The sequence below is a fragment of the Alteromonas sp. CH_MED4-4 genome (assembly GCF_037029575.1).
GTDB lineage: Bacteria > Pseudomonadota > Gammaproteobacteria > Enterobacterales > Alteromonadaceae > Alteromonas > Alteromonas macleodii.
The window spans coordinates 27,811-54,297 of sequence record NZ_JAYMEU010000016.1; the positions used below are offsets into that span (position 1 = coordinate 27,811).

The window sequence follows — 26,487 nt, forward strand, 5'->3', positions numbered from 1 at the left end:
GTTAAAAACTGACGTCCCACTGCAGAGAGTAGATGGTCTCGTCCCCTACTTCAGCATCGAACTGATCCAGTGAAACCCTGCTTACCTCTGCGGTTAGTTTGTTTTCGTGGCCATTAAAAAAATAGTTGAATGCTACTGTCTTTTCAAAAAAGCGTTCGTCTTGTTCACTGTCTCGGGGCGAATAGGTCCCGAAGCGTGCAGCCATTTCAAGGGGCTCTGGCCACCAGCTGATTGATTCACTCAAAAAATAACCCGCCTGCACATAATAGCCGCGCAGCGTAGTTTCTCTATCGTTGTCCGCTAAATCCACAATATCTTTTTCATGATATTCCGCTTGAGCATTAAACCCTTTATAAAAATAGGCACCATCAATCACAAACTGCTGAATGTCGTACTGACCTTCGATCTCGCCCGCACTAAAGTTGGCTAAATTACCAGCGCCAGACGATGAAAAACGCGTAAACTGGCTTTTGAACTTCGCACCTGCTATTGCTAGAGCGGCTTTGGGCGTAGCTGTTCGTTTAATGTCACTGTTTTTAAACCCGACAGACTCACCTAAGAAATTCCACTGTAATCGCCCTGTATACATATTCTCGCCATCGTGATTGCTATAATCACCACGGCCTGAGCCATTGAATACTCCTACCCAGTAATTGAAATTGGCCGCGCCTGGGCCATCAAAATTACCGTACAGGGATGCCCCCATTTGCCTATCTAGCGTAAATATTCTGTTGATGATTGAACGATCCATCATTTGCTGGCCGCCACTGCTAACACTGCGCTCTCTGGAATACTCGACTTTCCACTGACCAACCTTAAACCGAAGCGCGTCATACTTTTCAAAGGATAGTGTAGCGGTCAGGGTGCGCTGATCGACAGCATCATATTCCACACCATATTTAATCCAAGGCAAACCAATGTGACCGTCTAATTTGACCCGCGCCCTGTTAACGCCAAATTGATTACCGGCGTTATGCTCAAAGTCAGCACGCTCGGTAGGCTGGCTTATACCGGGATTGGCATAGCGAAACTGAAGTCTACCGCGCACGCGTAGTGAGAAGGTATTGCTGTCGCTTTGAAATGAAAGGCCGTTGCCATTGTATTGAGAGAACGTTGCGCTAGATTCGCGCTCGGCATCAACCTCAGACGCTACAACCGCCGTATGGAAAAGCGACGCCCATAAAGCACTCAACAGAAGACAAGAAGAAAAACGATTTTGAAAAAGCAAAGCACACTAAATATAACGGAAGTTTGCGCGCAGGATATATACTTTAGTATAAGAATCAAGTGCTCTGACATAAAAATGACACAAAACTGTAATATTTAACGTTGAAATACACCGTTAGATAGACCTGTCACTTTAACAGTAAAGCATTTGCTGGTAAGTGAGGACTTCCTTTCTGAGCAACTTCGTGTTGTTTGATCAGGTTAACAATATGCTTATTCACTGGCGTAGCTATGTGATTTTTTTCACCGAGCCTGACTATCTCGCCGTTCAAATAATCAATCTCCGTTCGTCGCCCCAGCGCCAAATCTTCATACATTGATGAACGTGCTTCGGGATCTATTTTAAGCGTAGATGAAGCCACCACATTGAATAAAAAATCAGGTAGCTTCATAATTTTTGGCATCAGTTTGGGAATGACCTTACCGGTTCTTGCTGGTGCAATTCCTTCCGCTTTTAGTACTGCTAACGCCTCGGACAACACCTTTGCCATAACTAACCTATATTGCCTATCTCCTAGCTGTGATTTCAGCGGTATACCCGACAGTGCATTGACCGCGTTATTCAAGTTCATAATGAGTTTGCCATACTGTACAGCTTTCATATCGTTATAAACCGTAACGGCCAACGACGCGTTACTAAGCGCTTTTATGACGTCACTACATTGGTTATTGGGATCTTCAAGGGCAATATTACCCTCAGTACCACGGTGAAAATGGCCGTTACCTTTATAAAAAACATTGAAAGGCACCATACCTGCAATTACGCATTGTTTTATGTGCTGGCGAAGCAGGTGTGCATTACCCACTCCGTTTTGAAGACTGACTACGACTGCTGATTGCTTTGCATGCTGATTGATTATCTCAGCAGCCTGCTCGGTATCTTGGCTTTTAACGCAAAGCAAAATGACGTCAGCATCAACTAAACTATCGTTCTCAATTGAAAATGCGATATGCTCAGGCTTTGTTAGCTGCTCACGCCCTTGCCAATCCGTTACTTTAAGACCATTGGCAGTAATATCATCATATAAACGCTGACGGCCAATGAGCGTAAGTGCATTAGCGGCGCTCAATGTGGGGTCAGAGGCTAACAGGCAGCCCGCTACATAACATCCAATACTTCCCGCACCTAACACGGCAATTTTCATTATTGACTCCCAATGAAAGTTTAGCTTTCAATACTTTGTTAGACTGCGATTAAACGATCGAAATGTAAACACAAAAATCACAATAAAATAACAAAAAGTGTTTCAGTATCAGTTATTTCCTATCAGTCCGATTTATTCTTTCAATTTTCCCCGGCGTCGTGATCTCCCTACAATTAGACCAAGTAGTCAATTTATAGTCATGGTCAAATAGAGGGTTATCATGTCGGGTCAACAATCTGCTCCTTGTCTCGCTTATTCAAAAGCACACAATGCTGAAATGTCGAACAATGGCAAAGTTGCCTTGGTTGCGGAAGGTGGTGGACAGCGAGGAATTTTCACGGCAGGCGTACTCGATACATGGTTAGACGCCGGACACGACCCTTTCGATATTCTTATCGGCACATCAGCAGGTTCACAGAACTTAACGAGCTTTGTCGCGCGTCAAAAAGGCTATGCAAAACGTCTTATTCGCGGCTTAACTCGACACAAACGCTTTTTCCAAATGGGAAGAGGTTTAATGGGAAAGCATATTGTCGATTTAGATTGGTATTTTGACAAAACCCAAGAAGCGAACCGTTTACTTGATCTTGATACTGCGAAGGCTAATGTTGCGGACAGAGAAATTTTATTTACCGCCACAAATTCCAGAGACAGACAGGCGTATTTTCTTGATCCAATGAAAAGTACTCACAACTGGGTCGATCTTATCAAGGCTTCGAGCGCCCTCCCCTTACTTTACAAACAGGGCGTACCGCTGCACATTGATGTCGAGACAAAAAAGGCAGCCAATACCGATTTCTTTCTAGACGGTGGTTTGGCTGCACCGTTGCCTGTTACCGAAGCGTACAAGCGCGGCGCGACGAAAATCGTAGTTATTCGCACCGTAGATAGAGGCTTTCAAGTACAGTCGCCTTGGCTACAAAGGTTAAGCGCGGTAATGTGCGCAACGGGCACGTGCCCAAAGACCATCGACTATCTGCTGCAGCACGAACAAGCGTATCAAAAAGAACTGGCATTTATTGAAAACCCGCCAGAAGGCGTAGAGGTTATTCAAATTTTTGCGTCAGATAAGCTTCAAAGTAAATTGTTAGGTAGTACAGACGCACAACTTCGTCATGATTATAAGCTTGGTAAGCAAGCTGGAAGTGCCTTTTTAGAAACCGAAAACAAAGTCATTGCTTACCAGCTAGAGGAAAACAGACAGCCTGTTGCTCCGCTTTTCGATGTAACTGATACACCCAAGGGCATGCATAGTAAAGACAGCGCTAATTATAGTGTGAAATCAGAACATGCTGCATTAAATGGTAAACGTCCAATTAAGTTGCCTTTCCCAGCACGTCGAACAGGCAAAATAGATAAAGTAGACAAAGAGAATAGGATCTCCGCGTAGCCCGTTTACTCATTTGATAAAGGGTGCTTGGCAGCAGGTGCCTTTTCTCTATTTTGCTACTCTTTCAGTAATATTTCTGTGTTATTTCGGTGCTATTTCGGTGCTTTGTTCGCCATGTTTACATCATGACTTAGTAAGCTCCTCTCCCGTTCTTGCCTCTATTGGCGGCAAACGGGTTGACATTGTCTGGCAGAATATTTATAACGCGCTCACCCACATAATCTTTAAATGTAACCATGTCAGAATTATCAACACCCGTAAAACAAACTGAAGCCCATAAACTTATCGACAGCCTATTGAAGTCGAACGACCCAACTGCTGATCTAGATAAGATTGCTGAAGAATTCAACATTGCGAACTGGGGACAGTCTAACGCTGTTTCTGCTGATTTATACTCAGCAGTTAGAGACTTGCTTGGCAAAGGCGTTGTGACTGGTAATGACCTAGTTTCTGGAAAAGACACCATGGACCCGATTGTACACAAAGTACAAGCGGAGACAGAAAAGCTTATTGCTAACCCAAGTGATGCAGACGCTGATCGCGTTCAAACGTTTGTACTTGGCTTCCTACGCACGTTCGTGAGCCAATTACTTCACCCAGGTACAAAGAAAGCGATTTACGCGAAAAAGCTTCCTGACCTAATCAAGCTTCACCAGCAGGTTGCGAAGTAATTAGCAGCGGCGCGACATCACAGATGAAAAGCCATTAGCTTTAGCATACCAGCGTCGCAACAATCGCGTTTAAAAAGAAACCCGCTTCATAGCGGGTTTCTTTTTACGTAAGCGAAAAGTATCCGCGCATCATCCAGCGCTGATCGGCAGGCACAAAAAAACCGGCCTAAAGCCGGTTCTCAGTATTTGGCGGAGAGAGAGGGATTCGAACCCTCGACAATAACCACAAGATTAAAATATTTATATATAACAGTAAGTTGAGAATATCAGCAAGATTTGTTTTGTACAACGTTTTTGTACATATATTACAGGATGTCTCACTTGTCATGACGTGACTTAAACGCTCTTGTATGACGCTCAAACAATTCGTCATTCCCATCAAAGTTGGGCCTCAAGACTTCCAAATCTGGTAATGCTTCATTTTCAAAGAAAGCATGCCTTCTCTCTAAGTCCCAATCTTCAAATTGTATAATTGGAGTAAGTAAATCTTTTGGTAGTGCTGGATTGAGCCTAGGTTTATAAGCATGGTGAAACTCTGCTAAGAAATCCCCAAAGTCTACATAAAGCTCTCTCGACAAACTGACAACTCTTTCTGTTAGCGACATAAGCGTTTGTTTAGTTATTGGGTCTAGAAATGAATACAACTGTGTCTCAGGATAGCCAAGGGGAACATTACGTGCTGTTAGCATACGCTGAATATCTTCTCTAAGGACGTTACGTTCCATCCACAACCTAGCCAGTGTGTTATAGTTTGCTAGTACCATTTCAATATCACCAAGTTGAGACCACTTCTCCCCCTCTTCCCCTTGCGGCGGAACAAGGAAAAAGAGTCTCGTTAACACCTGCTTGTCTACAGGCTCTAGGACTACACCCTTGAGTATTGGAACTTGGAACATCCGCTCATTTATGTCGTTTGATAGAAGGTCACTGTAGTTTTCTCTAACGGCTGCCAGAGTGGTATAGCAAGTATTAATCAAGAGAATTAATTCATTGATAGCCTCTCGATTCAAGTTCTCTCTTATTACTAATTGGTCCTCCTTATGACGTCGGTCTTGCTCTGCTTGCTCTTCAAAGTACCTTCTCCTTTGATCTATCAGTGATTTGTTGTAGCGCCACTCAGCAGCCTTTTCTGCTTTATTGTGTAGATGATAGGTGTACCAAAAAGTTATGCCTGACGCGATTAGGGCCACTATAGCGGCTGTGATAACGGGTGCTCCAAAATCCCACCACCAATCTTTTGATGCTATATCATTTAACTCTTGAGCTATCTCAGAGAGAGAGCTATGCAACAGCACTGCGTCTAGTTGCTCTACGTCCTTTGCCATTCTGATCATCCTTTTAGTAGTTTATTGAGCAGCCATAGAGACAACCCTTTGAATAGAGTCTGTAGATTATTGCACTGATTCAATTACTTAGAAACTCACATTACATTGAGAAGCTTTCATATCGCTCGTGAGTGCATCATACTAGACCTCTACACAGGTCCCCTAGTAACTATCAAAGTCTTCTCACAGATCTTCTAAGGATCTTCTGTTAGGTAAAGGGGGGGAGGTGCTAGGTAATGACCCTTAGTAACGATTGCGTCGTACCATGACTCTACAAAAAAACGTTATTATCGTTTGCTCATTTTTTCAGTACATTCTATTAACAAGCACTGAAAACCGTGAAGGGTCAATTCGAGTCGATGGTATTCAGTGTACGATTCAACACACTCTATTTTTGTGACTTTGGAGAAGGGCTATTGTATCGTCAGGTCGTGCGCACAAGGGGCTCGAAGAACCCCCTATCACCCTTTAAAATCAAGGGATCCACAGGTATCATCAGCGTGTTTATCGTGGCAACGGTGTGACCCTCTGAAGTAACCTAAAAGTCTTCTTCTTGACACTCTTTAGTTCCATCATAGAACTCATCGAGCTCACCACTACCAAGACCAATTCCATAGACAAGAGCAGATGTGTACGAGTCGTTAGCGTTGCTGATTGTATGTCTCCACGGGTCAGTGCTGCCTCCTTTAAATCTTCTTAGTTGATGTTCCAGCATTGTCTGTGGTGGCACTCCTTGTGGTAAGAAGTCAGGGTTTATATCACCACTGCTGCTTTTCTTAGGTGCGTACTTCTTGAGCTCTAATTCCCTTACAAGCCCTGTTAAGTCATATTGACCTCCACACCACTCTCTTACCTTTGCAGCTGTACCAAAAGGCCTCTTATCAGTATAGACCCTAAACCCATGATCTATTGACTCATTGTTATAGGCCATCTTATTGGCTTGAGCGGTAGCTATGATTAGGTTCGCAGTGGTAAAACGACCTTGAAAGCCTTCTCCCTTCGCTGGGTCTCTGTGACTAATGTGGTAATCATAGACTGGCTTTAGTTGACCGTTAACTCTAGTATAACCTGTGGCTTCCTTACGCTCTGTCCAGAGAGCATGAATGCCTTTAATATCACTCTCATCAATGGGCATACTTACTGGCGACTGTCTTTTGGCAGCCTCAGCAAACCAGCGACCAAATTCAGAGAGCCAGAATTGTCCCCCAAAACACTCTTTACACTTGGTACTCAATCGCCCATTCGACCGCTTAGCTGGAATTCGACGCTTACCGCACTCGCTACACTTTCTTGGTGTTACTACTTTTCTCATTGATGGTTACTTAAGGCTTCTCTGAGGCTGCTAGAGCCCGTTGTACAGTGGATAATGACACACCTACGATAATCGCTATCTTACGAAGCGATACACCTTCTGAGCGCAGTGTGTGAATGCGCTGGTGGTTAGATTGATTAGCTGGACGCCCACGGTATTTACCAGCTTGCTTGGCTTTCTCTATGCCTTCCTGACGTCTCTCTTGAATCATTGACAGCTCAAACTGGGCTACAGCTCCCAACATGCTCAGCATCAAGTCAGACATAGCATCAGACCCACCAGCATTGAAGCACAGTGCCTCTCTATGGAACTTTACGTGGATGCCTTCTGAGTTCCACTGGGTTACTAATGTCTTGAGGTCTACGAGGTTTCTAGCGAGCCTATCAATGCTGTGTACATGTATGGTGTCTCCCTCTCTAGCATATTCCTTAAGCCCTTCTAGTGCTGGACGGTTAGTAGTACCACCACTACAGCGGTCAACGAATTGCTTCTTGAAAGAGAGCCCAGAGTCTGACAACTGACGGTCTGTGTTTTGGTCCGCAGTAGAGACCCTAATATAAGCTAAATCAGCCACTTCCTGTACCTGTTTGATTCTAAGAGGTGGCGGAGGGTAAAGTACCCATAAATAAAAATCAAGCCATACGGATACATCGAGGAGCAATTTTGACTATGCCCGTGTGGGTATACCTAATGGGTACGTACAGCGAGACTATGCTTGTAAAGTCAGTTAAGATTGGAAGACTAGCAAAGGACGGATGCATATGAAAACACTTAAATATTTCACTTCCCAAACACTAAGAAACTTTCAGCAATTTCAAGAGCTCTTGGTAAGTGACGAACCATTAGGAATGGAGACCTTTAAAGCGCAAAGTGGGGTCGTCGCAATGACTTTCAATCATAATTTGGAGCTATTAATTGCAGAGAAGGAAGAGCAGTTTAGTAGTTTTCTTGGAGTCCAAATTGACAAAAGTAAAAATGCTCAAAGCCCAAAAAACCAGATACTCAATGCGATATTCAACCAAAACTTCACATTCAACGGTGAGTTGCTTCACGGACATATTTTAAGGCTAATACATAACATAGGTGATTTATCAAAGCATGGTCGACTTGACCGTAAAGATCGACTGGTTTCAGACTTTGCGCAAGTCGAAGAATGCATATTCATCGTGATGCATCCACATGCTAAAGAGCCTTACTATTCATTTCACAAGAGCGTGATGGTGACTGATGACAAAAACAAACCATCTAACCTTGAGGCATTGTTAAATTGTGGTATCGACTTTGTGGCATCAGTGCTCTTTGAACTTGAGATCATCGATACAAGAGTTGATATTCGTTCCATGTGCAGAAGTTTTGCTCTCAAACGCGAGGACGCAGAGAATACATTTACTCATTCTAAACCTCCATGTGTGGTACCTCAATACGGTGATAATCAGGGGCCGCCTATACTACCTATGATATACGATTCGCGGCTGCAAAGAGAGATACGAATATGCCAGCGAGGAGAAGGCTTTAACTTCCAACTTAAATTTCCAGTTGAAGTAAAAGCAACCCCCTATCTAACGAAGCCCAGATAAAATAGATTTCGTTGCTATTTAGCTCCAGCTTTTGTGAGATGTGGAATATTCAGCGTTTCTATCTGCTCGATAACATCCTTCTTAGTCTTCAGGTAGACAGTGCCGTACTTATCACCTACTGAGCCTGACGTATGCCCCGTGATGGCATCATTAACCCTGTCACTCGCTCCTAGCGTGCGTAGCATGGTCTTGAATGTATGCCTGAAGGCATGAGTAGGTTGGTGAATATCAATGCCCTGCTCTCTAACGACCTGTCCCCACCACGTAGCAAACTTAGTGGATTTAGCTCCATACTTGTCAGCTGGCACATCAGGGAATAGCCAATCATTGGAGCCCTTAACGAACTCTAAGAAGCCAAGCTCAATCAAGTGGTCATGTAATGGGATATGACGGAGAGAAGCATTGTTCTTCACTGACTGCCCTTCTCCGCGTCTTACGTTGATGTAGTGGATACCATCATGGTCAGCATCAATATCAGACCGCCTTAACTGAAGAATTTCTCCGCTTCGAGCTCCAGTGTAGCGACAAAGGAGAGGCACCCAGTAACACGCCATACCGTATTTCTTTGGAGCATTGGGGTCAGTGAACAATGGCAAACTAAATAGCTTAGTGACCTCTTCAGACGTATACCCCCTGTCTTCGTCAGCCTCTATGCGTTTAGCAATCTTAGGAGGCTTCACCTTCAAGGCTGGATTTTCATCTATTAACCCCAACTCCACTGCAAAGGTAAACACACTGGAAACGAGGTTGAAGTTTTTCTTAGCGACTGCTCTAGACAAAGTTGGCAAGCGTTCCTTTTTGGCCTTCTCGACTTGCTTAGCAACTGGCAGCGAACGCACATCCTGACTCTTCTTTTTAGGTAGCTGTAGCAGTGTATCTCTGAACACTACGAAGTCAGCAGAAGTCACCTCCGCTAAGTCCTTATCACCATGTAGCGAGATAAATCGCTGAATATTGTTGTAAGTCTCATTTAGGGTCTTTGAGACCTTCTCACCGCCCTCTGAATTGACTTCGCGCGACACTTTGAACTTCTTATAAACCTCAGACAGAGCGTTCTCAGAGGCTCCTGACGTCCTCCTTAGATGCTTTGGTTTGAGAGGTGATTCAACCATTTTCATGGGGCTAGGCTCACTCTCCCAATCGTTCTGAGCTCTGGCAAGGCAAAGGCTTTCAAACTTATACAGATAGTGATAGAACTGGGTAGTCAACTGACGATAGGACTTACTGCGCTTGGGTACGGTAATTCCCTCAATGTCCAACTGGCTTGCTATGTTAGACTCCAACTCATCTCCCAGTATATCGAGTTGCTGTTCATTGGCTCTTTCAATCTCACTCCCTTGAAGACTCAGGGTGTCAGACAGACCAAAGGTTTGATGACCCTTACTAACATTAATGAGCTCATACTCATCACGAGAAACATGAGAGAGCATATTCCCCTGAGACTCCACCTCATCGCGCATACGAGCATACCAACGCTCAGCAATGATAACGCATTCCCTAAGGGACAACTCTACATCAGACTCACCAGACAGTTTACGTCTAGCCAGTGCCAATTGTTCGTAGGCTTCCTTCAGCCACGGTATAGCTCGTAGTTGAGCTTCACTCTTATCTGTGGTCTTCAGTGAGGACTTAAACTCTCGCTTGCCAACGATAGAACGAAGGTCTTGAGGGACTACAATTCTGATGTAGTAATACTTGGAATATGAAGGAATATAAGGAGAAGCCATGATGCCCATTTGTACCACCTTTTTGTACAAGTAGGTGGTTATGCTGTTTCTCTGTAGCCCAGATACAACAAAGCCCCTAGGGTTTTAGGGGCCTGTAGGTATTTGGCGGAGAGAGAGGGATTCGAACCCTCGATACGCTATAAACGTATACACACTTTCCAGGCGTGCGCCTTCAGCCACTCAGCCATCTCTCCAAATTTTGTATCAAGAAGATTTCAACTACGAAAACCCTTGAGCGCGCGTATAGTAGGTAAAGCCGCGCGCTTAATCAAGAACTTGCTGGAAAATATTCAGCAAGTGCTTATAAAACGTGCGCTTATAGCCCGCCTTTCGCTTTTAACTCGGCTGAGAAGTTAAGCATGCGATCAAGTGGAATAAGTGCGCCTTTACGCAATTCATCATCAACAAAGATTTCATGCCCATCAGTTTCGCCCGTTAAAGACGCCTTAATCGCTTCTAAGCCGTTCATTGCCATCCAAGGACAGTGAGCACAGCTTTTACACGTAGCGCCGTTACCGCCCGTTGGAGCCTCTATAAACGTCTTCTCAGGAGTAAGTTGTTGCATCTTGTAAAAGATGCCTTTATCGGTAGCAACAATAAAGGTGTCGTTATCCATGGTTTGCGAGGCTTTTATTAGCTGACTGGTTGAGCCAACTGCATCTGCCATCTCTACCACACTTGCGGGTGATTCAGGGTGAACCAGTATCGCGGCATTTGGATACAGTGCTTTCATGTCTGCTAGTTTCTGTGCAGAGAACTCGTCGTGAACGATACACTCGCCCTGCCACATTAGCATGTCGGCACCCGTTTGCTTGGCAATGTACGAGCCTAAGTGCCTGTCAGGGCCCCAAATGATTTTCTTGCCCTGGCTGTCTAAGTGCTCAACGATTTCAAGCGCGATGCTTGACGTTACTACCCAGTCAGCGCGCGCTTTTACTGCCGCTGATGTATTCGCGTAAACCACTACAGTGTGGTCAGGGTGCTGATCACAGAATTCGCTAAACTCTTTTACCGGGCAACCAATATCAAGCGAACACGTTGCTTCAAGTGTTGGCATTAGTACGGTTTTTTCAGGGCTAAGAATTTTTGCCGTTTCACCCATGAAGCGAACGCCAGCAACAATTAAGGTTTGTTCTTGTGCATCTCTTCCGAAGCGCGCCATTTCCAATGAGTCTGCCACGCAGCCACCAGTCTCTTCAGCGAGTGCCTGAATTTCATGGTCGGTGTAATAGTGTGCGACAAGCACAGCGTTACGGGCTTTAAGTAAAGCTTTGATCTCAGCCTTTAATTCAGCTTTACGTGCTTCTGACAATGGCTGTGGTTTTGCTGGGAACGGGTACTCTACCTGATCCACTCGAAATGCTACTGACATTAACCTACATCTCTGTTGCGACAAGGGTGCGGATTATACCCAACTGTCATAAAAATTACACACTACCTAATCAACATAAGGGTAATTAAATAGTCGTAGTTATGCTTACTTGTTCTACTACATGGGGTTAGGTAAACCAGATCAAAGTGCAAATGAGACGAGTAGCGTTTCAAAACACAATAAGCATTGGCGTTTTGTACTGAGGAGATTATTTAAAAAGGGAATAGTTGAGTTTGACACTTGATGGTGGGTCGTGCTGGATTCGAACCAGCGACCAATTGATTAAAAGTCAACTGCTCTACCAACTGAGCTAACGACCCATCAAGTGACACACAGATAAGTTTAGCAATTTAAATGATGGTGGGTCGTGCTGGATTCGAACCAGCGACCAATTGATTAAAAGTCAACTGCTCTACCAACTGAGCTAACGACCCATCATTTGATGCTAGGAGAGAAAGTGGTGGGTCGTGCTGGATTCGAACCAGCGACCAATTGATTAAAAGTCAACTGCTCTACCAACTGAGCTAACGACCCTTTCTTTCCTGTTGTTGCCTGTGTCTTGGCAACGGCGGCATATAATACTCAGATTTTTATTCGACGCAACCCATAACGTCCTTTTATTTTCATTTTTCTGTCAAATTACGACTAAACGGTCAAAATGAAAACAAATCGCTGAGTATTTATACCAGTACTAATTGAGTTTAGTCAGGTTTCTACGAAATACAGTGAAATTTGGTGCAGAAGTTTTATGCACTCTAAATGGAATATTTTGAAAAAAACTTTTCTCTAACTCATAAAAAAGCCTCTTTAAAAGAGGCTTTGTTCATTACAAGTTATTTAACCGAGATTCAGCGAGGCGTTTTGCCGATGAATCAGGGTAATCATTTACAACTTGTTGGAAAAGCTGACGTGCTGTTGAACTGTCTCCCGTTCGCTCAGCAATGACACCTAGTTTTAATAAGGCATCAGGACGCTTGGAAGAATCGGTAAAGCGATTAGCTACAATATTAAATTGCTCACTTGCTTCGCTCCACTGCTGCTTATTAAACAGCAGTTGCCCTAACCAATAGTGCGCGTTTGGTGCGTAACCACTGTTGGGAAAGCGTGAAATGAACGATTGAAACGCAGGAATGGCTTTATCGTACTCACGAGACTTAAGGATCAAATTCACCGCATTTTCGTAGGCTTCATCTTCACCTGCTTGCGGAGCTTGCGTTGGCGTAGATGCTGTTGGAGAGCTCACAGAGCCCGAATCAACACCTGCACTAGGCATGGCACTACCTTGTAGCGCGCCGCTTTGCTTAAGTGCTTCCACGCGTTTATCTATTTCAAGGTAAAGCTCACGCTGACGCTCAAGTACTTTTTGAAGTTCATTGGTATTGACTTCAACCGCACCACGCAGCTGGTCGACTTCCATTTGCATATTGTCTAGTTGCGTTTGAAGCCTGTGTTGCATTTCGGTTCGGCTCTTAACAATACGCTCTAGCACAACAATACGCTGTTCTAATTCACTGCCGCCATTGGCGTCTACCACAGGCGCTTGCGCAAATGCGGTAGAAACAGCAAGGGCGGCACATAAAGTGACGCCCATTTTTAATGTCTTATTCGTTAGAATAGTCATTAGCGGTAAACAACCACTCCGCGACGGTTTTGAGCAAATGCATACTCAGTAGAACCCATCACTGCTGGTTTTTCTTCGCCGTATGAAACTACTGTTACTTGGCTGCTGCTTACGCCAGCATTAAGTAGGTAAGTTTCAACAGACTGTGCACGACGTTCGCCTAGCGCAATGTTGTACTCTGGCGTACCACGACTGTCTGTGTGACCTTCAATAGTCACTTTAGTGCTTGGGTTTTTCACCAAGAACGCCGCGTGCTTGTCTAGAATACGCTGGAACTCTGGCTTGATGCTTGAGCGGTCAAAGTCAAAGTAAACGGTTTGTTCGTTTTTCAGCGCTTCCATTTCTTGCTGAACCATTTCTTCCTGACGCTTCATACGCTGTGCAGCTTCTGCTTTAACGCGCTGTGCTTCTGCTTCACGTGCTTCCGCTTCCGCAGCCGCTTGTTCTTGTGCAAGGCGGTTACGCTCTGCTGCCAATTCTTCTTCGCTAGGGCCTGAAGAACATGCCATCATTGTCACTACTGGCAATGCGATAATGAAGCTCTTCATCACTTTATTCATTTGCATCCTACTAATCCTTAAATTTTATTGTTTAGTCGTTAAATTGTTAGAACAAAAATGGTGACCAACTTGGCGATTTAACTTGCCCATTGGCTGCTGGTAACCTAGCTTTAAAACGCCCATCTAAAGAAACCAGTGACAACACTTGGGTTCCCTCGTGAAGGGTGCTGTATATAATCATGCTTCCATTCGGCGCTACGCTTGGTGATTCATCTAAGTACGTCCGTGTCAGTACTTGAGGTGATCCACCATCCAAAGACTGCTTCGCAATGTGATAGTTCCCATTGGTTTGGTTAACCATAATCATTTGCTTGCCGTCTGGGGAAATCGTACCGCCAAGGTTCTGTTCACCTACAAAGGTAACTCGCCTTACTTTCCCAGAATTTAAATTTACGCTATATATCTGGGGTTTACCACCCCGTTCCGAGCTAAATATTAACCCACTGCCGTCTGGTAGCCACGCGGGCTCCGTATCAATCGCTCTATTTCGTGTTACTCGGCGAAGATTTTTTGTCGCTAAGTCCATCACATAGAGTTCAGGGTTTCCATCTTTCGATAAAACCATTGCAAGTTGCTTGCCATCTGGTGAAAACACCGGGCTACTATTTATTCCAGGGAAATCAGTAATGCGCGTACGCTCGCTGGTGTAGATATTCTGAATGAATATTTGCGGTCTACGATTTTCAAAACTAACGTAGGCAAGCTTCTCGCCATCAGGCGACCACACTGGCGACATAAGCGGCTCTGGCGAAGACAATAAGCGCGTTTCGTTCTCACCATCGTAGTCTGCAATGACTAATTGGTAAGGTTTTTCTACCGTGTCACGGTCGCGAACAATGACGTAAGCAATTTTCGTTAAAAATGCACCGCGAACACCGGTCAATTTTTCATACACAATGTCGCTAATTCGATGCGCATACTGGCGAAAATCTCGGCCGTTGATCACTGCCTGACGGGCAGCTAGTACGTGATCATTACTCGATACCAAATTGCCGTCTTTGAGTACTTTAGCTTGCCCATTGTCAACTTGCCCTTTAAGTACATCAATCAACTCATAGGATACAAGGTAACGGTCGCCTCCTTGTGGCTCAATACTTCCTACTAAAACCGTGTCCACACCTAAGGTTGCCCATGCAGTGAAAGACACTTGCTCCGCTGTCTCCGGGTACTGTGGCATTTTGTCGACAGATACCGGGTTAAACTTACCACTACGCATTAAGTCGGCCATCACCACTTTAGAAATATCGCCAGGCATACTGCCCTGACCTTTCCATTTAAATGGCACAACCCCGATTGGACGTGCACTATCTACGCCCTCGGTTATCACAATTTCTAAGGATGCAAACACTTTGGCACTGAATGCCATCGTAATAAGCGCTATCCATAAACCTAGTTTTTTCATACCACTATAATTCCACTTTTAAAGTAATGTCTTTTAACTGCTCGTAAACGTCTGGCGCATCAGATACCGGTAACTTTTCAGCCCTGCGAACCGCGCTTTCAGCCGCTCTACACAGCGCATCATTGCCGCCGAGTACACGAATACTCGTAACAAACCCTGTCGTTGCTAATCGAATATTCAATCGACAGGTTTTACCTTGATAGCTGTCGTCCGAATACAAATTACGCTTTATGGTTTGCTGAATAAGCGCGGTATAACGCTCTACTTCAGTAAGTACCTGTTTTCGCCTACGTTCTTGCTGAGCTGCTTGTTCTTTTGCAAGCTGCTCTTGCATGATCCTTTCCATTTCAGCGCGTTCAGCTGCTTCTTTTTTCTTTCGCTCAGCCTCAGCTTTCGCTTTTGCTTCGCGCTCCTTACGCTCTTGTTCCTTCTGCGCCGCTAAGCGCTCCAAGTCTTTCTGACGTTTCGCTTCAGCCGCTTCTGCTTCACGCTTCTCTTTCGCACGCTTGGCTGCTAGCTGCTGCTGGCGTTTTTTCTCTGCCGCGGCTTCTGCTTTTCTTTGCCTTTCTTGCTCTTCGGCTCTTGCTTGAGCTTCAGCTTGTGCCTGCTCCCTTTTTTGATCCGCAATCGCTTGCGCATCAATAAACGTCGCTTCTATCACAGGCGCATTCGACGGCATACTTGGCAACGGGTCGGGAGAGAAACTGACGCTAATTAGCAACAGCGCAGCAATAAAAAGATGCAAACCAATGGACTTGTACAAGCCTACTTGTTCTGGGCTTATACTGTTGGCTTGCTTGGCACTTTTGCCGTTCTTTTTATCACCACTTACACCGTTACTCGCGTTGTTTGAGTGGCTAGCGGTTGACGTGCTTTTCGACACTTCAGGTTTCGACATATCTATATTACTCAACCGGATCCGTCATTAACCCTACTGAAGGCACACCCGCCTGCTGTAATAACACCATTAGCTGTATCACTTCGTTATACGCTACTTGTCCATCGCCTTTTACCACTACGGGCGTATTGGGCTCTTTGGTCAACTGTGCTTTTACAATAGCGCCAAGTTCTTCTTCGCTAATTGGCGATTCCTGGTCTTCGCCTACATTAAGGAAGTAGCGACCTTTAACATCCACTGACGCAATAATAGGTGGTGTATCTTCTTGCTCTATCGGGTTGGCACTTGCTTTAGGCAAATCTACCTTTACCCCTTGAGAAATAAGCGGCGCCGTTACCATAAAGATAATAAGCAACACCAACATCACGTCGATGTAGGGCACTACGTTTATCTCTGATACCGGCCTGCGGCGTTTTCTTACGTACATAACAAGTCCTCCGTTTGGAATGTAAACGCTTAGGCTTGTTGTTGTGCTTGCGCAGCAACGGCTTGGCGATGAAGGATTGCAGAGAACTCTTCCATGAAGTTGCCGTAGCTATTTTCAAGCTTCTCAACCTGATGGCTGAAACGGTTGTAGGCAATAACCGCAGGGATAGCAGCAAACAGGCCGATAGCAGTTGCAATAAGTGCTTCTGCAATACCCGGCGCTACCATAGCAAGGGTAGCCTGCTGCACTTCACCTAATGCGATGAAGGCATTCATGATCCCCCACACAGTTCCAAATAGACCGATGTAAGGACTAATTGAGCCCGCCGTGGCTAAAAAGGGTAGACGACTTTCTAATTCTTCGACTTGGCGAGACATAGAAACGCGCATGGCACGGTATGTACCGTCAACTATGCCGTTGGTGGCGGTGTTAGATTTGCGCAGGCGAACAAACTCTTTAAAGCCTGAGCAAAAGATGCTGCCCATGCCTGTTAGGTTAGTTCTGGCGGAAAGCTCTTGATAAAGACGATTCAGGTCAGCGCCTGACCAGAACTTATCTTCAAACTGACGCATTTCGTTGCGTGCCGCCGACAACGCTTTACTGCGTTGGAAGATAAACGTCCACGACGCTATCGACACGCTTAGTAACAAAAGCATAACTAGTTGAACAATAAAACTCGCTTGTAAAAACAAGCCAATAAAAGTGAGATCAGATGACACGCGAAATTTCCCCTAACAAAGTACGTGGTAATCTTTTTGGCTTCATAACGGCCAAATCGACGCAGGCAACCTTGATATCTCCCGATACCAATGTAACGCCTTGTTCATTTTTAATAATTTGTTGAAACGTCATACTAGCGCCTTTCAATTCTACAACGCGAGTTTCAATACTCAACAGTTGATTGAACCGTGCAGGCGCATAGTTATGCATTTCAACGTGTTTGACGACGAAAGCGATGGATTGTTCCATCAGCGTGTCTTGTTCAAAACCTAGCTCGCGAAGCCACTCTGTACGGGCTCGCTCCATAAACTTTAGGTAATTCGCATAATAGACGATACCGCCTGCATCGGTATCTTCGTAATACACTCTTACCTGATGTAAATGCATAACTATTCCTTCACCCAAAAATTTAATAATCCAAATCGGAGTTAAAATAACTAATTAGCGCGACAAAATGCAGAACAAAAATACTCCACAAGCCCCACCAAAGCTAACATTTAATCAAAAGTAAACCAATATTAAACACGCAGTTAACACATTAGTTTTTCTAATTCAAAACAACAATTTTACTCAATTGTGCTTTTTTCTGTGCTCCCTATAATGCACAGCATCAGTCGTACAGAGCGTGATGGTGCTTAGCACGGTCATGCAAGAGTTATTCTCCTGTTAGACATGAGTTCCCTGGATTTATTTCCTTCAACACTTGTTGTTTTAGCCCGCTCACTGAGCGGGCTTTTTTTTGCCTGTAGTTTGTCACTTGTATCTAGCAAGATAAACGGCATCCACACTAGCCGTACGCTTTACCCTCGCGCTCTACCAAGAGTCGACTTAGTTTCTAATCCAGCGTAACTTTCGCTTACGCTATTTACTAAGCCTAAAAAAGCCCAGCTATCCAGCTAGGCCTCTAGTACAAACCTATATCCTGTTAAACAAAGCGATAGATTATTCTGACGGAGTAAAGCCAAAGTGCAGATAAGCGCGCTGTGACACAATACGACCACGCGGGGTGCGCTGTAAGAAGCCCTGCTGAATAAGAAAGGGTTCAATCACATCTTCTATGGTTTCTTTTTCTTCACCAATGGCTGCTGCCAAGTTATCTAAACCTACTGGACCACCATCGAACTTTTCAATAATAGCAGTAAGCAATTTGCGGTCCATGTAATCAAAGCCTTCTTTGTCTACATCAAGCATGTCTAGGGCTTTAGCAGCGACATCAGCGCCCACAGTGCCGTCAGATTTTATTTCGGCATAGTCTCGAACACGGCGAAGTAAGCGATTTGCGATACGAGGTGTACCTCTAGAGCGACGAGCGACTTCCTGTGCACCTTCCTCATTCATTTCTAAATTAAGATAGCTTGCGCTTCTTGCAACAATGCTAGTGAGGTCTTTTACGTTGTAAAATTCAAGGCGTTGTACAATACCGAAACGGTCCCGTAATGGCGACGTTAATGAGCCTGCTCGGGTTGTAGCGCCTACCAGCGTAAAAGGAGGAAGGTCTAGCTTAATTGAACGGGCGGCAGGCCCCTCGCCTATCATAATATCAAGCTGGTAGTCTTCCATGGCAGGATAAAGAATTTCTTCTACCACTGGACTTAAGCGATGTATTTCGTCTATGAACAATACATCATTGCGCTCAAGGTTGGTAAGCAGTGCAGCCAAGTCGCCAGCTTTCTCAAGCACAGGGCCTGACGTGGTTTTAATGTTCACGCCCATTTCATTTGCGACAATATTCGCAAGCGTGGTTTTACCCAGTCCTGGCGGACCAAAAATAAGTAGATGGTCTAGCGCATCGTCGCGATTACGCGCAGCTTGAATAAAAATTTCCATTTGCTCACATACGTGAGGCTGCCCCGTATAGTCTTCCAGCATTTTAGGGCGAATGGCGCGGTCGATGACCTCGTCTTCGGTGCTTGCTTCAGGCGTAATCAGTCTGTCGGCTTCAATCATGATAGTTCTACTTTAAACGGTGACGTGAAGACAGTCAGACTAAGAACCGCTGTCTTCGTTGAGCGCCATTATATGGCCGCTTTTAATGATTCGCGAATAAGGGCTTCGCTTTCCATGCCCTCTTTATATACGCTGTCGACTAACTTGCTCGCTTGAGCAGGTTTATAGCCTAGTGCAATAAGCGCGCTTTGCGCTTCTTCCCGAGCGTCGTTTACAGCAACAATAGTGTTGGTGGATAACAAGTCGCCACTTGGGGGCGGTACAGCAATACTCTGCGCCTTGCCAAATTTTGCTAGGCGGTCTTTAAGCTCTACCACTAAACGCTCTGCGGTTTTCTTACCTATACCCGGTAAGCTGACGAGAGCAGAAACATCTTCGTTTTGTACGCTTGCTAAGAACTGGCTTGCTGACATACCAGATAAAATAGCAAGGCCTAACTTCGGGCCTACACCATTGGCTTTGATCAATTCTCGGAAAAGCCCTCTTTCCATTTTATCAGCAAAACCAAACAGCAATTGGGCGTCTTCACGAACCACAAAGTGTGTGTACACCACCACTTCTTCACCCACCGCGGGAAGCTGGTAGAAACTGGTCATAGGCATGTGAATTTCGTAGCCAACACCGGCTACATCTACAAGAATTTCTGGAGGCTGTTTCTCAGCCAACGTACCGCGAATTCGTCCAATCATGAATTATCTCTGTAAAAGCGTGAGCTTCGAGCAGTATTAGCGCAAACGACCACGAACGGTTTTTCGGGCTTGCCCTGCCATGTTTATCAGGCTCTGTTCAGTGTGTGCATGACACAAGGCAACGGCTAATGCATCGGCAGCATCGGCCTGTGGCGTGCCGCTTAAATTCAGCAGGTGTTTTACCATGTGCTGAACTTGCGTTTTATCTGCGCCACCTTTTCCAACTACCGACTGCTTAATTTGCCTTGCGCTGTATTCAGCAACAGGAAGTTGCGCTTGGGTGGCTGCCACAATGGCGGCTCCTCTGGCCTGACCAAGCTTTAACGCTGAATCAGGGTTTTTCGCCATAAATACTTGCTCGATAGCAAACTGGTCGGGTTTATATTGACGAATAATATCGCCAACACCGGTAAAAATATTAGCAAGACGAGAGGGTAAATCTGCCGTTCCAACGCGAATGCATCCGCTTGCTACATACACCAGTTTACCTTGCTTGCGTGCAATTAAACCGTAGCCTGTGATCCGAGAACCTGGATCTATACCCAGTATAACCATTAAGGCACACTCGGTACAAACAAAGATACCGCTTCTTTATTAGAGGGAGACCATAAACGCGCCAGTGCTTCGTCTTTCGACACCCATTCGTACTGCAAGTGCTCTGTTAAGACAAGGGGTAAATCGCTGTTTATTTGAAGGGAAAATACGTGTTCTGTGTTGTGCACAGTACCAGGAGGATAACGATGTAGCCAGCGGCTACGAATTTCATATTGGTTTTGCTTATCGTGGTCGTTAACCACAAAGCCGTGTGCTTTGGCATCGATGCCAATTTCTTCACACACTTCACGATATGCCGTTTCTAAGGGTAACTCCCCCTCTTCTAACGCGCCGGTTACCGACTGCCAAAAGGTGGGGTCGTCTTGTCGTTGCAAAAGCAGCACTCGGTAGTGTTGGTCATACAACACTACCAGTGCAGATTCAGGCTTCTTATACGCCATAAATTACGATTGCTTTTTCACCGTTGCAATAGCTAGCTCTTCAAGCTGCTGTGGGTTCGCAGGGCTAGGCGCCGATGTTAACGGACATGCCGCTGTGGTCGTTTTAGGGAATGCCATCACGTCACGAATAGACGTCGCGCCAGTCATAAGCATTACCAAACGGTCTAGACCAAACGCAAGACCTGCATGCGGCGGCGCACCAAAGCGCAGCGCGTCAAGCAAGAAGCCAAACTTGTTCTTCGCTTCTTCATCGTCAATGCCAAGAATGTTGAATACCGTAGACTGCATGTCTTCATTGTGAATACGTACAGAACCACCGCCTAATTCAACACCGTTCAATACCATATCGTAAGCGTCAGATAAGGCTTCTGCTGGGTTAGCTTTAAGTTCTTCTGGCGTTAAACCTCGTGGCGCGGTAAACGGGTGGTGAATAGCGTGAAGCTGACCGTCAAACTCTTCGAACATTGGGAAATCAACAACCCAAAGTGGTTTCCACTCGCCTTCAAGAAGCTCAAAGTCTTCACCAAGCTTAAGACGAAGTGCGCCCATCGCTTCGGTAACCACAGTGTAGTTGTCTGCACCGAACAATAGAATATCGCCACTTTGTGCGCCAGTGCGCTCTAGCATGGCGTTAGTGATATCTTCCGTTAGGAATTTAAGGATTGGCGACTGCAGACCTTCAAGACCTGCACCAGCATCGTTAACTTTAATCCAAGCAAGGCCTTTCGCGCCGTAAATACCTACAAATTTGGTGTATTCGTCAATTTGCTTGCGCGAAAGTGAAGCACCGCCTGGTACGCGAATTGCCGCAACGCGACCTTTAGGGTCGTTTGCCGGGCCGCTGAATACTTTAAAGTCAACGTTAGCAAGCAAGTCGGCAACGTCTGTTAACTCTAACGGGTTACGTAGGTCTGGCTTATCGCTACCAAAGCGCGTCATGGCATCGGCGTACGTCATGCGCGGGAAGTCGCCAAGGTCAACGTTTAGCATTTTGTTGAACAAGTCACGAATCATGCGCTCGGTAATAGACATTACGCCATCGGCATCTAAGAACGTGGTCTCAATATCGATTTGGGTAAATTCTGGCTGACGATCGGCACGTAAGTCTTCGTCGCGGAAGCACTTAACAATTTGATAGTAACGGTCCATGCCCGACATCATCAGAAGCTGTTTGAAAAGCTGTGGCGATTGCGGAAGTGCAAAGAACTCACCTTTGTGTGTGCGGCTTGGCACTAGGTAGTCACGTGCACCTTCTGGCGTTGCCTTAGTGAGAATAGGCGTTTCAATATCAAGGAAACCTTCTTCTTCTAGGAAGCGACGTACAGCACCGGTTACTTTTGCACGAAATTGTAAGCGCTGGCTCATAACAGGACGGCGAAGATCTAGATAACGATAGCGAAGGCGCTGTTCTTCTGAGTTTTCTTGGTTCCAGTCCAGTGGAAGCACGTCAGACTTGTTGATCACTTCAAGGCCTGTGCCTAGGATCTCAATCTCACCTGTGCGCATGTCTTTGTTAACTTGACCTTCAGGGCGCGCACGCACTTTACCCGTTAGCTTTACACAGAATTCGCTACGCAACGTGTTAGCTACCGATAGCACGTCTGGTAAATCTGGGTCGAACACCACTTGTACGATACCTTCGCGGTCGCGTAAGTCGATGAAAATTACACCGCCTAAATCGCGACGCTTATTAACCCACCCGCAAAGGGTAACTTCTTGTCCAATGTATGATGAATCGATATTCCCACAGTAATCTGTGCGCATGGTCCTTGACCCCTGATGTTTTTTCTTGCTTCGCATGCAGTAAATTGGCGTTCAAAACCGCTTACTTTTAGGCTTAAGACTTTGCCAAAAATCGCGTAAACTTGCTGGCCAATTAGCTGGCCCGCCCACAACATGCATAATGTAATGATTTAAAGGCCGCATAGTATAAACAAATGCTTGATAAAGCCCAATGACAAATATGCACAAATCAGCCATATCACAAGGAAATCTCTATATTGGATTGCCAATGTGGCAACACAGCCATTGGCCAAGCACGTGGTTTGTTAATTATCCCAAGTCTGATAATGGATTGTCGCTGTATGCCAAGGAGTGTAATACGGTTGAAGGGAATACCACATTTTATTCTCTTCCCCACCAAGACGCTGTAGCAAGGTGGTGCAATTCAACACCCGACCACTTCAGGTTTACTTTCAAGTTTCACCAGAACATTACTCATGTACACCAATTACAGCATTGTGATGAAGAGGTTGCCCAACAGCTTGCTTTATTAAGCCCGCTTAAAGAAAAGCTAGGAGTCATGATGCTGCAACTACCCGCATCTTTTGGGCCAGAAAAGCTATCAATTTTGGATACCTTTTTAGCGGCGTTACCCCAAGAATTAAACGTAGCGGTTGAAGTGCGCCACCTAGCATTTTTCGCTAAGGGTGATGAGGAAAAGGCGCTTAACCAACTATTAATTCGCCACGGTGCGAATAGAATCATTATGGACACCCGAGCGCTTTTCACGGGCTCTTTAGACGCAGGGGGAACAAATAGACGAGCGATGCTAAAGGAAGTGCGAGAGAAAAAGCCCCGTGTACCGGTAAACGTTATCGCTACAGGACATACTCCCATTGTGCGCTTTGTCGGTAACGATATAGATGATGACAACCAACGCTGTTTATTGCCTTGGGTGAAAAAAGTGAAGATTTGGCAAAGTGAAGGAAAAGACGTGTACTTTTTTTGTCACCGTCCCGACAACAAAGATGCTCCCTGGTTAGCGCAGCAGTTTATCGATTTGTATAACAACACTACTCCATCACTCGTGCTAAATAACCTGTCTATTAAAACTCAACCAGAGCAGAATTCACTGTTTTGATGACGAGCAACTGACATTGAGCCTATCAATATTTTTTAATAGATAGCGTTTTTCTAATTCAGCGGTAAACTACTGCTCTTATCTATTTTGGTACTACACCATTATTTACCGTGAAATAACCTTAATGAACCATGAATATGAGAAAGCGCGTATTGCTGCGCTTGAATCGTTAGATATTTTAGATACTTCCCCAAGCGAACAACTTGACGAGCTCACCAAAGCTGTACAAGAAGAGTTTAATGCTAAAACCTGCTTGGTAAGCCTGGTTGCAGAGGATCGTCAATGGTTCAAGTCACGCCAGTGTATGGATGCTACCGAAACACCGCGTAATATCTCGTTTTGCACCTACGCGATTGCCGAAGAAGAGTACTTAATTGTTCCCGACGCTAAAGCCGATAAGCTATTTGCTAATAACCCGTTAGTCACTGGAAACCCTTTTATTAGAGCGTATGCAGGTGTCATTTTGCGCAATAAGGACGGATACGAGTTGGGAACCTTATGCCTTCTGTTTGATGAACCACGTAGCTTTACAGTTCCTGAAATAGAAAGTTTAAAAAACTACGCTCGCACAGTTGAAGCCATTATTTTTTCAGAACACCTGCCAGTATAATCCCAGCCCTACGCTTTTAGTATCGCAAAACAAAAACGCATCACTAAAAAGTGATGCGTTTAATAACTCTCTCAGCTCGACTATGTCTATCTGAAATCGGCTGCATCTAACTCATGCTTTTTCATAAGCTTGTGCATGTCTGTACGGTTTCTTCCTGCAAGCTCTGCCGCTCGTGTCACGTTGCCGTCGGTCATTTTAAGAAGTTTGTGCAAGTACTGCTGTTCAAAGGCATCGCGCGCTTCTGTAAGCGTTGGCCAGCTTTGCTTGGTTGCTGAAAGAGCCTGCTCAACCAAATGAAGCGGAATAACCGGCGTTTGCGTTAGTGCCACGCACTGTTCAACCACGTTCACGAGCTGGCGTACGTTGCCAGGCCAAGACGACGTCACTAACTGCTGCATTGCGTCATCTGAGAACTGACTCACATTTACGCCATGACGTTGTGCGCTTTGCTGCAACAGCGAGCGAGCCAGAAGTGGAATATCTTCACTTCGCGATTTCAGCGAAGGAAGTTTCAGGTTCACCACGTTTAGACGGTAATATAAATCTTCGCGGAAGGTGCCTTCTTCCATTTCTTTGTGCAAGTCTTTGTGCGTTGCAGAAATGATACGCACATCGATGTCTACGTGCTTGCTGCTGCCTACTGGACGAATTTGGCGCTCTTGTAATGCACGCAGCAGTTTTACCTGCAGCGTCATCGGCATATCGCCAATCTCATCCAAGAACAAGGTACCGCCGTCGGCTTCTCTAAACAGACCTGGGTGAGCAGCTACAGCACCGGTAAACGCACCTTTGGCATGACCAAATAGCTCGGATTCAAGTAAGTTTTCAGGCAATGCTCCACAGTTAATAGCTACAAATGGTTTGTCGCTGCGGTTACTGGCTTTATGAATGGCATTAGCAAGTAACTCTTTACCGGTTCCACTTGCCCCGCTAATAAGTACAGATACTTCACGCTGAGCTATGCGGAACGCCTGGTCTAGTACATTTAGCATTTCTGGAGAACGGGTAATGATGTCCTTTGCCCAATCCCCAGGCTGTGCAGCTTGAGACTGGCTAAGTGCTTTTTGCAGCAGCGCGCGTAATTCGTCGTGATCGACAGGTTTAGGCAAAAACCCAAATACACCACGCTGAGTGGCTGCTACCGCATCAGCGATGGTGCCGTGAGCCGTCATCAGAATTACAGGAATATCTTTTCTAATTCCCATAATTTCTTCAAACAAACTCAGACCATCTAAGCCCGGCATACGCAAGTCACTTAATACTACATCGTAGTTGTCGTTTTGAAGCTTTCTTAACGCTGATTGACCGTCTTCCACTGCGGTCACCTCATAGCCTTCGCCTTCCAGACGAATGGTTAATAAGCGCAATAAGCTCTTATCGTCATCTACCAACAATAAGTTAGGGTTACTACTCGCCTTTTCGCTCACTGTTGTGTACTCCTGTTTTTATCCATCAGTGTTGCTTCAATCTGCAACAATTCTTCTAGTTTTTTGCGCAGGTTAACTGCTTCAATTTCAAGTGCTTTTACTTTCTCGCCACGAGAAGTATTTTCTTGCTCCAACACCACCATGGCAGATTCAAGCTGCATAATCTGATTGTTATGCGACGCAGCAATAACAGTCACCACTTCTTGCGCAGTGGGTGTAAATGTTCCTGCAATATCATTTAAGGCAAGCTGCGCGCGCAATCTGTCTTGATAAGGTGTATCTGTTGGTAGTGTTAAAACGTAGGCGTGAAGTGTGTCAGATGCTGTATCACCTAACGCTTTTAATGCTTGCTTACGCTCTAACCAAGGTTGGTTAGCCGCGTCAATCCACGCGTTAAGCCAATAGGTTGCATCGCAATTGTGCTCGAACCCCTGTGGAGGCTCAACAAATAAACAAAGGCCACGTTCTATTTTAGCTACAGGCGTCACCTTTTCTGGCTCACCTGCGTTGTCGTTGTTCCTGGTTAAACTCTGACATCCTGTCAGCACCAGTAAGGCGACAATTAAACCACTTATTCTCATT

General features: G+C 45.3%; 26 protein-coding genes and 4 tRNA genes. 5 read left to right on the forward strand and 25 right to left on the reverse strand.

All coding sequences use genetic code 11. From position 1 onward, the window contains the following. Position 1 precedes the first annotated feature (1 nt). The gene (locus WA381_RS12360; RefSeq protein ID WP_231506442.1) at positions 2-1,192 is read right to left on the reverse strand and encodes an OprO/OprP family phosphate-selective porin; all 1,191 of its coding nucleotides are present in this window, start codon (positions 1,190-1,192) and stop codon (positions 2-4) included. 163 nt (positions 1,193-1,355) lie between these two features. Next, positions 1,356-2,372 (reverse strand): 2-dehydropantoate 2-reductase, encoded by a 1,017-nt coding sequence (locus WA381_RS12365; protein WP_061485264.1) that lies wholly within the window; start codon positions 2,370-2,372, stop codon positions 1,356-1,358. A gap of 220 nt (positions 2,373-2,592) precedes the next feature. On the opposite strand from WA381_RS12365, the gene WA381_RS12370 reads away from it, so the two are divergent. Both WA381_RS12370 and WA381_RS12375 read left to right on the forward strand, forming a co-directional pair. After that, positions 2,593-3,762 (forward strand): patatin-like phospholipase family protein, encoded by a 1,170-nt coding sequence (locus tag WA381_RS12370; RefSeq protein ID WP_061485262.1) that lies wholly within the window; start codon positions 2,593-2,595, stop codon positions 3,760-3,762. 236 nt (positions 3,763-3,998) lie between these two features. Then, positions 3,999-4,433, forward strand: coding sequence for a hypothetical protein (locus WA381_RS12375; RefSeq protein WP_039233464.1), 435 nt, complete (start codon positions 3,999-4,001; stop codon positions 4,431-4,433). Positions 4,434-4,750: 317 nt separating this feature from the next. On the opposite strand, the gene WA381_RS12380 is transcribed toward WA381_RS12375, so the two are convergent. From WA381_RS12380 to WA381_RS12390, 3 genes are all read right to left on the reverse strand, one after another. After that, positions 4,751-5,758, reverse strand: a complete 1,008-nt coding sequence (locus WA381_RS12380; protein WP_061485260.1) for a hypothetical protein — start codon at positions 5,756-5,758, stop codon at positions 4,751-4,753. 538 nt (positions 5,759-6,296) lie between these two features. Next, the gene (locus WA381_RS12385) at positions 6,297-7,070 is read right to left on the reverse strand and encodes a hypothetical protein (RefSeq protein ID WP_061485259.1); all 774 of its coding nucleotides are present in this window, start codon (positions 7,068-7,070) and stop codon (positions 6,297-6,299) included. A gap of 10 nt (positions 7,071-7,080) precedes the next feature. After that, entirely contained in the window at positions 7,081-7,644 is a 564-nt protein-coding gene (locus tag WA381_RS12390) for a recombinase family protein (protein ID WP_061485256.1), read from the reverse strand. Positions 7,645-7,831: 187 nt separating this feature from the next. On the opposite strand from WA381_RS12390, the gene WA381_RS12395 reads away from it, so the two are divergent. Further along, a complete protein-coding gene (locus tag WA381_RS12395; RefSeq protein ID WP_061485254.1) occupies positions 7,832-8,647 on the forward strand; it encodes a hypothetical protein in 816 nt (271 codons plus the stop codon). Between the two features lie 14 nt (positions 8,648-8,661). On the opposite strand, the gene WA381_RS12400 is transcribed toward WA381_RS12395, so the two are convergent. The 18 genes from WA381_RS12400 to aspS all read right to left on the reverse strand — a co-directional run bounded on the left by WA381_RS12400 (position 8,662) and on the right by aspS (position 22,769). Further along, on the reverse strand, positions 8,662-10,383 hold the full coding sequence (locus WA381_RS12400) for a site-specific integrase (RefSeq protein WP_061485252.1): 1,722 nt from the start codon (positions 10,381-10,383) through the stop codon (positions 8,662-8,664). Between the two features lie 94 nt (positions 10,384-10,477). Next, a tRNA-Ser gene (locus tag WA381_RS12405) sits at positions 10,478-10,568 on the reverse strand. Between the two features lie 122 nt (positions 10,569-10,690). Then, entirely contained in the window at positions 10,691-11,746 is a 1,056-nt protein-coding gene (gene nadA / locus WA381_RS12410; RefSeq protein WP_014948872.1) for a quinolinate synthase NadA, read from the reverse strand. Between the two features lie 244 nt (positions 11,747-11,990). Further along, a tRNA-Lys gene (locus WA381_RS12415) sits at positions 11,991-12,066 on the reverse strand. A gap of 38 nt (positions 12,067-12,104) precedes the next feature. Further along, positions 12,105-12,180 (reverse strand) — tRNA-Lys (locus WA381_RS12420). 24 nt (positions 12,181-12,204) lie between these two features. Next, positions 12,205-12,280: transfer RNA gene (locus tag WA381_RS12425), tRNA-Lys, on the reverse strand. Between the two features lie 292 nt (positions 12,281-12,572). Further along, complete coding sequence (gene ybgF, locus WA381_RS12430) at positions 12,573-13,367, reverse strand: tol-pal system protein YbgF (RefSeq protein WP_014948871.1); 795 nt, start codon at positions 13,365-13,367, stop codon at positions 12,573-12,575. Continuing rightward, the gene (gene pal, locus WA381_RS12435) at positions 13,367-13,933 is read right to left on the reverse strand and encodes a peptidoglycan-associated lipoprotein Pal (RefSeq protein ID WP_014948870.1); all 567 of its coding nucleotides are present in this window, start codon (positions 13,931-13,933) and stop codon (positions 13,367-13,369) included. Before pal ends, ybgF begins: the two co-directional genes overlap by 1 nt. Positions 13,934-13,973: 40 nt before the next feature. Continuing rightward, a complete protein-coding gene (tolB, locus tag WA381_RS12440; protein ID WP_014948869.1) occupies positions 13,974-15,329 on the reverse strand; it encodes a Tol-Pal system beta propeller repeat protein TolB in 1,356 nt (451 codons plus the stop codon). A gap of 4 nt (positions 15,330-15,333) precedes the next feature. Then, positions 15,334-16,227, reverse strand: a complete 894-nt coding sequence (tolA, locus tag WA381_RS12445) for a cell envelope integrity protein TolA (protein ID WP_014978756.1) — start codon at positions 16,225-16,227, stop codon at positions 15,334-15,336. Between the two features lie 7 nt (positions 16,228-16,234). Continuing rightward, entirely contained in the window at positions 16,235-16,654 is a 420-nt protein-coding gene (gene tolR, locus WA381_RS12450) for a protein TolR (protein WP_014948867.1), read from the reverse strand. 29 nt (positions 16,655-16,683) lie between these two features. Further along, positions 16,684-17,373 (reverse strand): protein TolQ, encoded by a 690-nt coding sequence (gene tolQ / locus WA381_RS12455; RefSeq protein WP_014948866.1) that lies wholly within the window; start codon positions 17,371-17,373, stop codon positions 16,684-16,686. Further along, positions 17,363-17,761 carry a tol-pal system-associated acyl-CoA thioesterase gene (gene ybgC, locus WA381_RS12460; protein WP_014948865.1) on the reverse strand — a complete coding sequence of 133 codons (399 nt, stop codon included), beginning with the start codon at positions 17,759-17,761 and terminating at the stop codon, positions 17,363-17,365. The genes tolQ and ybgC overlap by 11 nt, the downstream gene beginning before the upstream one ends. 555 nt (positions 17,762-18,316) lie before the next feature. Continuing rightward, positions 18,317-19,321 (reverse strand): Holliday junction branch migration DNA helicase RuvB, encoded by a 1,005-nt coding sequence (gene ruvB, locus WA381_RS12465; protein ID WP_156086136.1) that lies wholly within the window; start codon positions 19,319-19,321, stop codon positions 18,317-18,319. Between the two features lie 68 nt (positions 19,322-19,389). Further along, positions 19,390-20,010, reverse strand: coding sequence for a Holliday junction branch migration protein RuvA (ruvA, locus tag WA381_RS12470; RefSeq protein WP_014948863.1), 621 nt, complete (start codon positions 20,008-20,010; stop codon positions 19,390-19,392). 36 nt (positions 20,011-20,046) lie between these two features. Further along, complete coding sequence (gene ruvC / locus WA381_RS12475) at positions 20,047-20,565, reverse strand: crossover junction endodeoxyribonuclease RuvC (protein ID WP_014948862.1); 519 nt, start codon at positions 20,563-20,565, stop codon at positions 20,047-20,049. Next, a complete protein-coding gene (nudB, locus tag WA381_RS12480) occupies positions 20,565-21,005 on the reverse strand; it encodes a dihydroneopterin triphosphate diphosphatase (protein ID WP_014948861.1) in 441 nt (146 codons plus the stop codon). Before nudB ends, ruvC begins: the two co-directional genes overlap by 1 nt. Before the next feature lie 3 nt (positions 21,006-21,008). Continuing rightward, complete coding sequence (gene aspS / locus WA381_RS12485) at positions 21,009-22,769, reverse strand: aspartate--tRNA ligase (protein WP_156086135.1); 1,761 nt, start codon at positions 22,767-22,769, stop codon at positions 21,009-21,011. A 247-nt stretch (positions 22,770-23,016) separates the two neighbouring features. Here aspS and WA381_RS12490 point away from each other — a divergent pair, with 247 nt between their 5' ends. Together WA381_RS12490 and WA381_RS12495 are read left to right on the forward strand one after the other, a co-directional pair. Continuing rightward, the gene (locus WA381_RS12490; RefSeq protein WP_156086134.1) at positions 23,017-23,868 is read left to right on the forward strand and encodes a DUF72 domain-containing protein; all 852 of its coding nucleotides are present in this window, start codon (positions 23,017-23,019) and stop codon (positions 23,866-23,868) included. 124 nt (positions 23,869-23,992) lie between these two features. Next, positions 23,993-24,478: a GAF domain-containing protein gene (locus WA381_RS12495; protein WP_156086133.1), complete on the forward strand. Its 486-nt coding sequence runs from the start codon at positions 23,993-23,995 to the stop codon at positions 24,476-24,478. Positions 24,479-24,564: 86 nt separating this feature from the next. Here the strand turns inward: WA381_RS12495 and WA381_RS12500 are convergent, their stop codons facing one another. Together WA381_RS12500 and WA381_RS12505 are read right to left on the reverse strand one after the other, a co-directional pair. Next, positions 24,565-25,905, reverse strand: a complete 1,341-nt coding sequence (locus tag WA381_RS12500; protein ID WP_014948857.1) for a sigma 54-interacting transcriptional regulator — start codon at positions 25,903-25,905, stop codon at positions 24,565-24,567. After that, positions 25,902-26,486 carry a hypothetical protein gene (locus WA381_RS12505; protein ID WP_014948856.1) on the reverse strand — a complete coding sequence of 195 codons (585 nt, stop codon included), beginning with the start codon at positions 26,484-26,486 and terminating at the stop codon, positions 25,902-25,904. Before WA381_RS12505 ends, WA381_RS12500 begins: the two co-directional genes overlap by 4 nt. Position 26,487 lies beyond the last annotated feature (1 nt).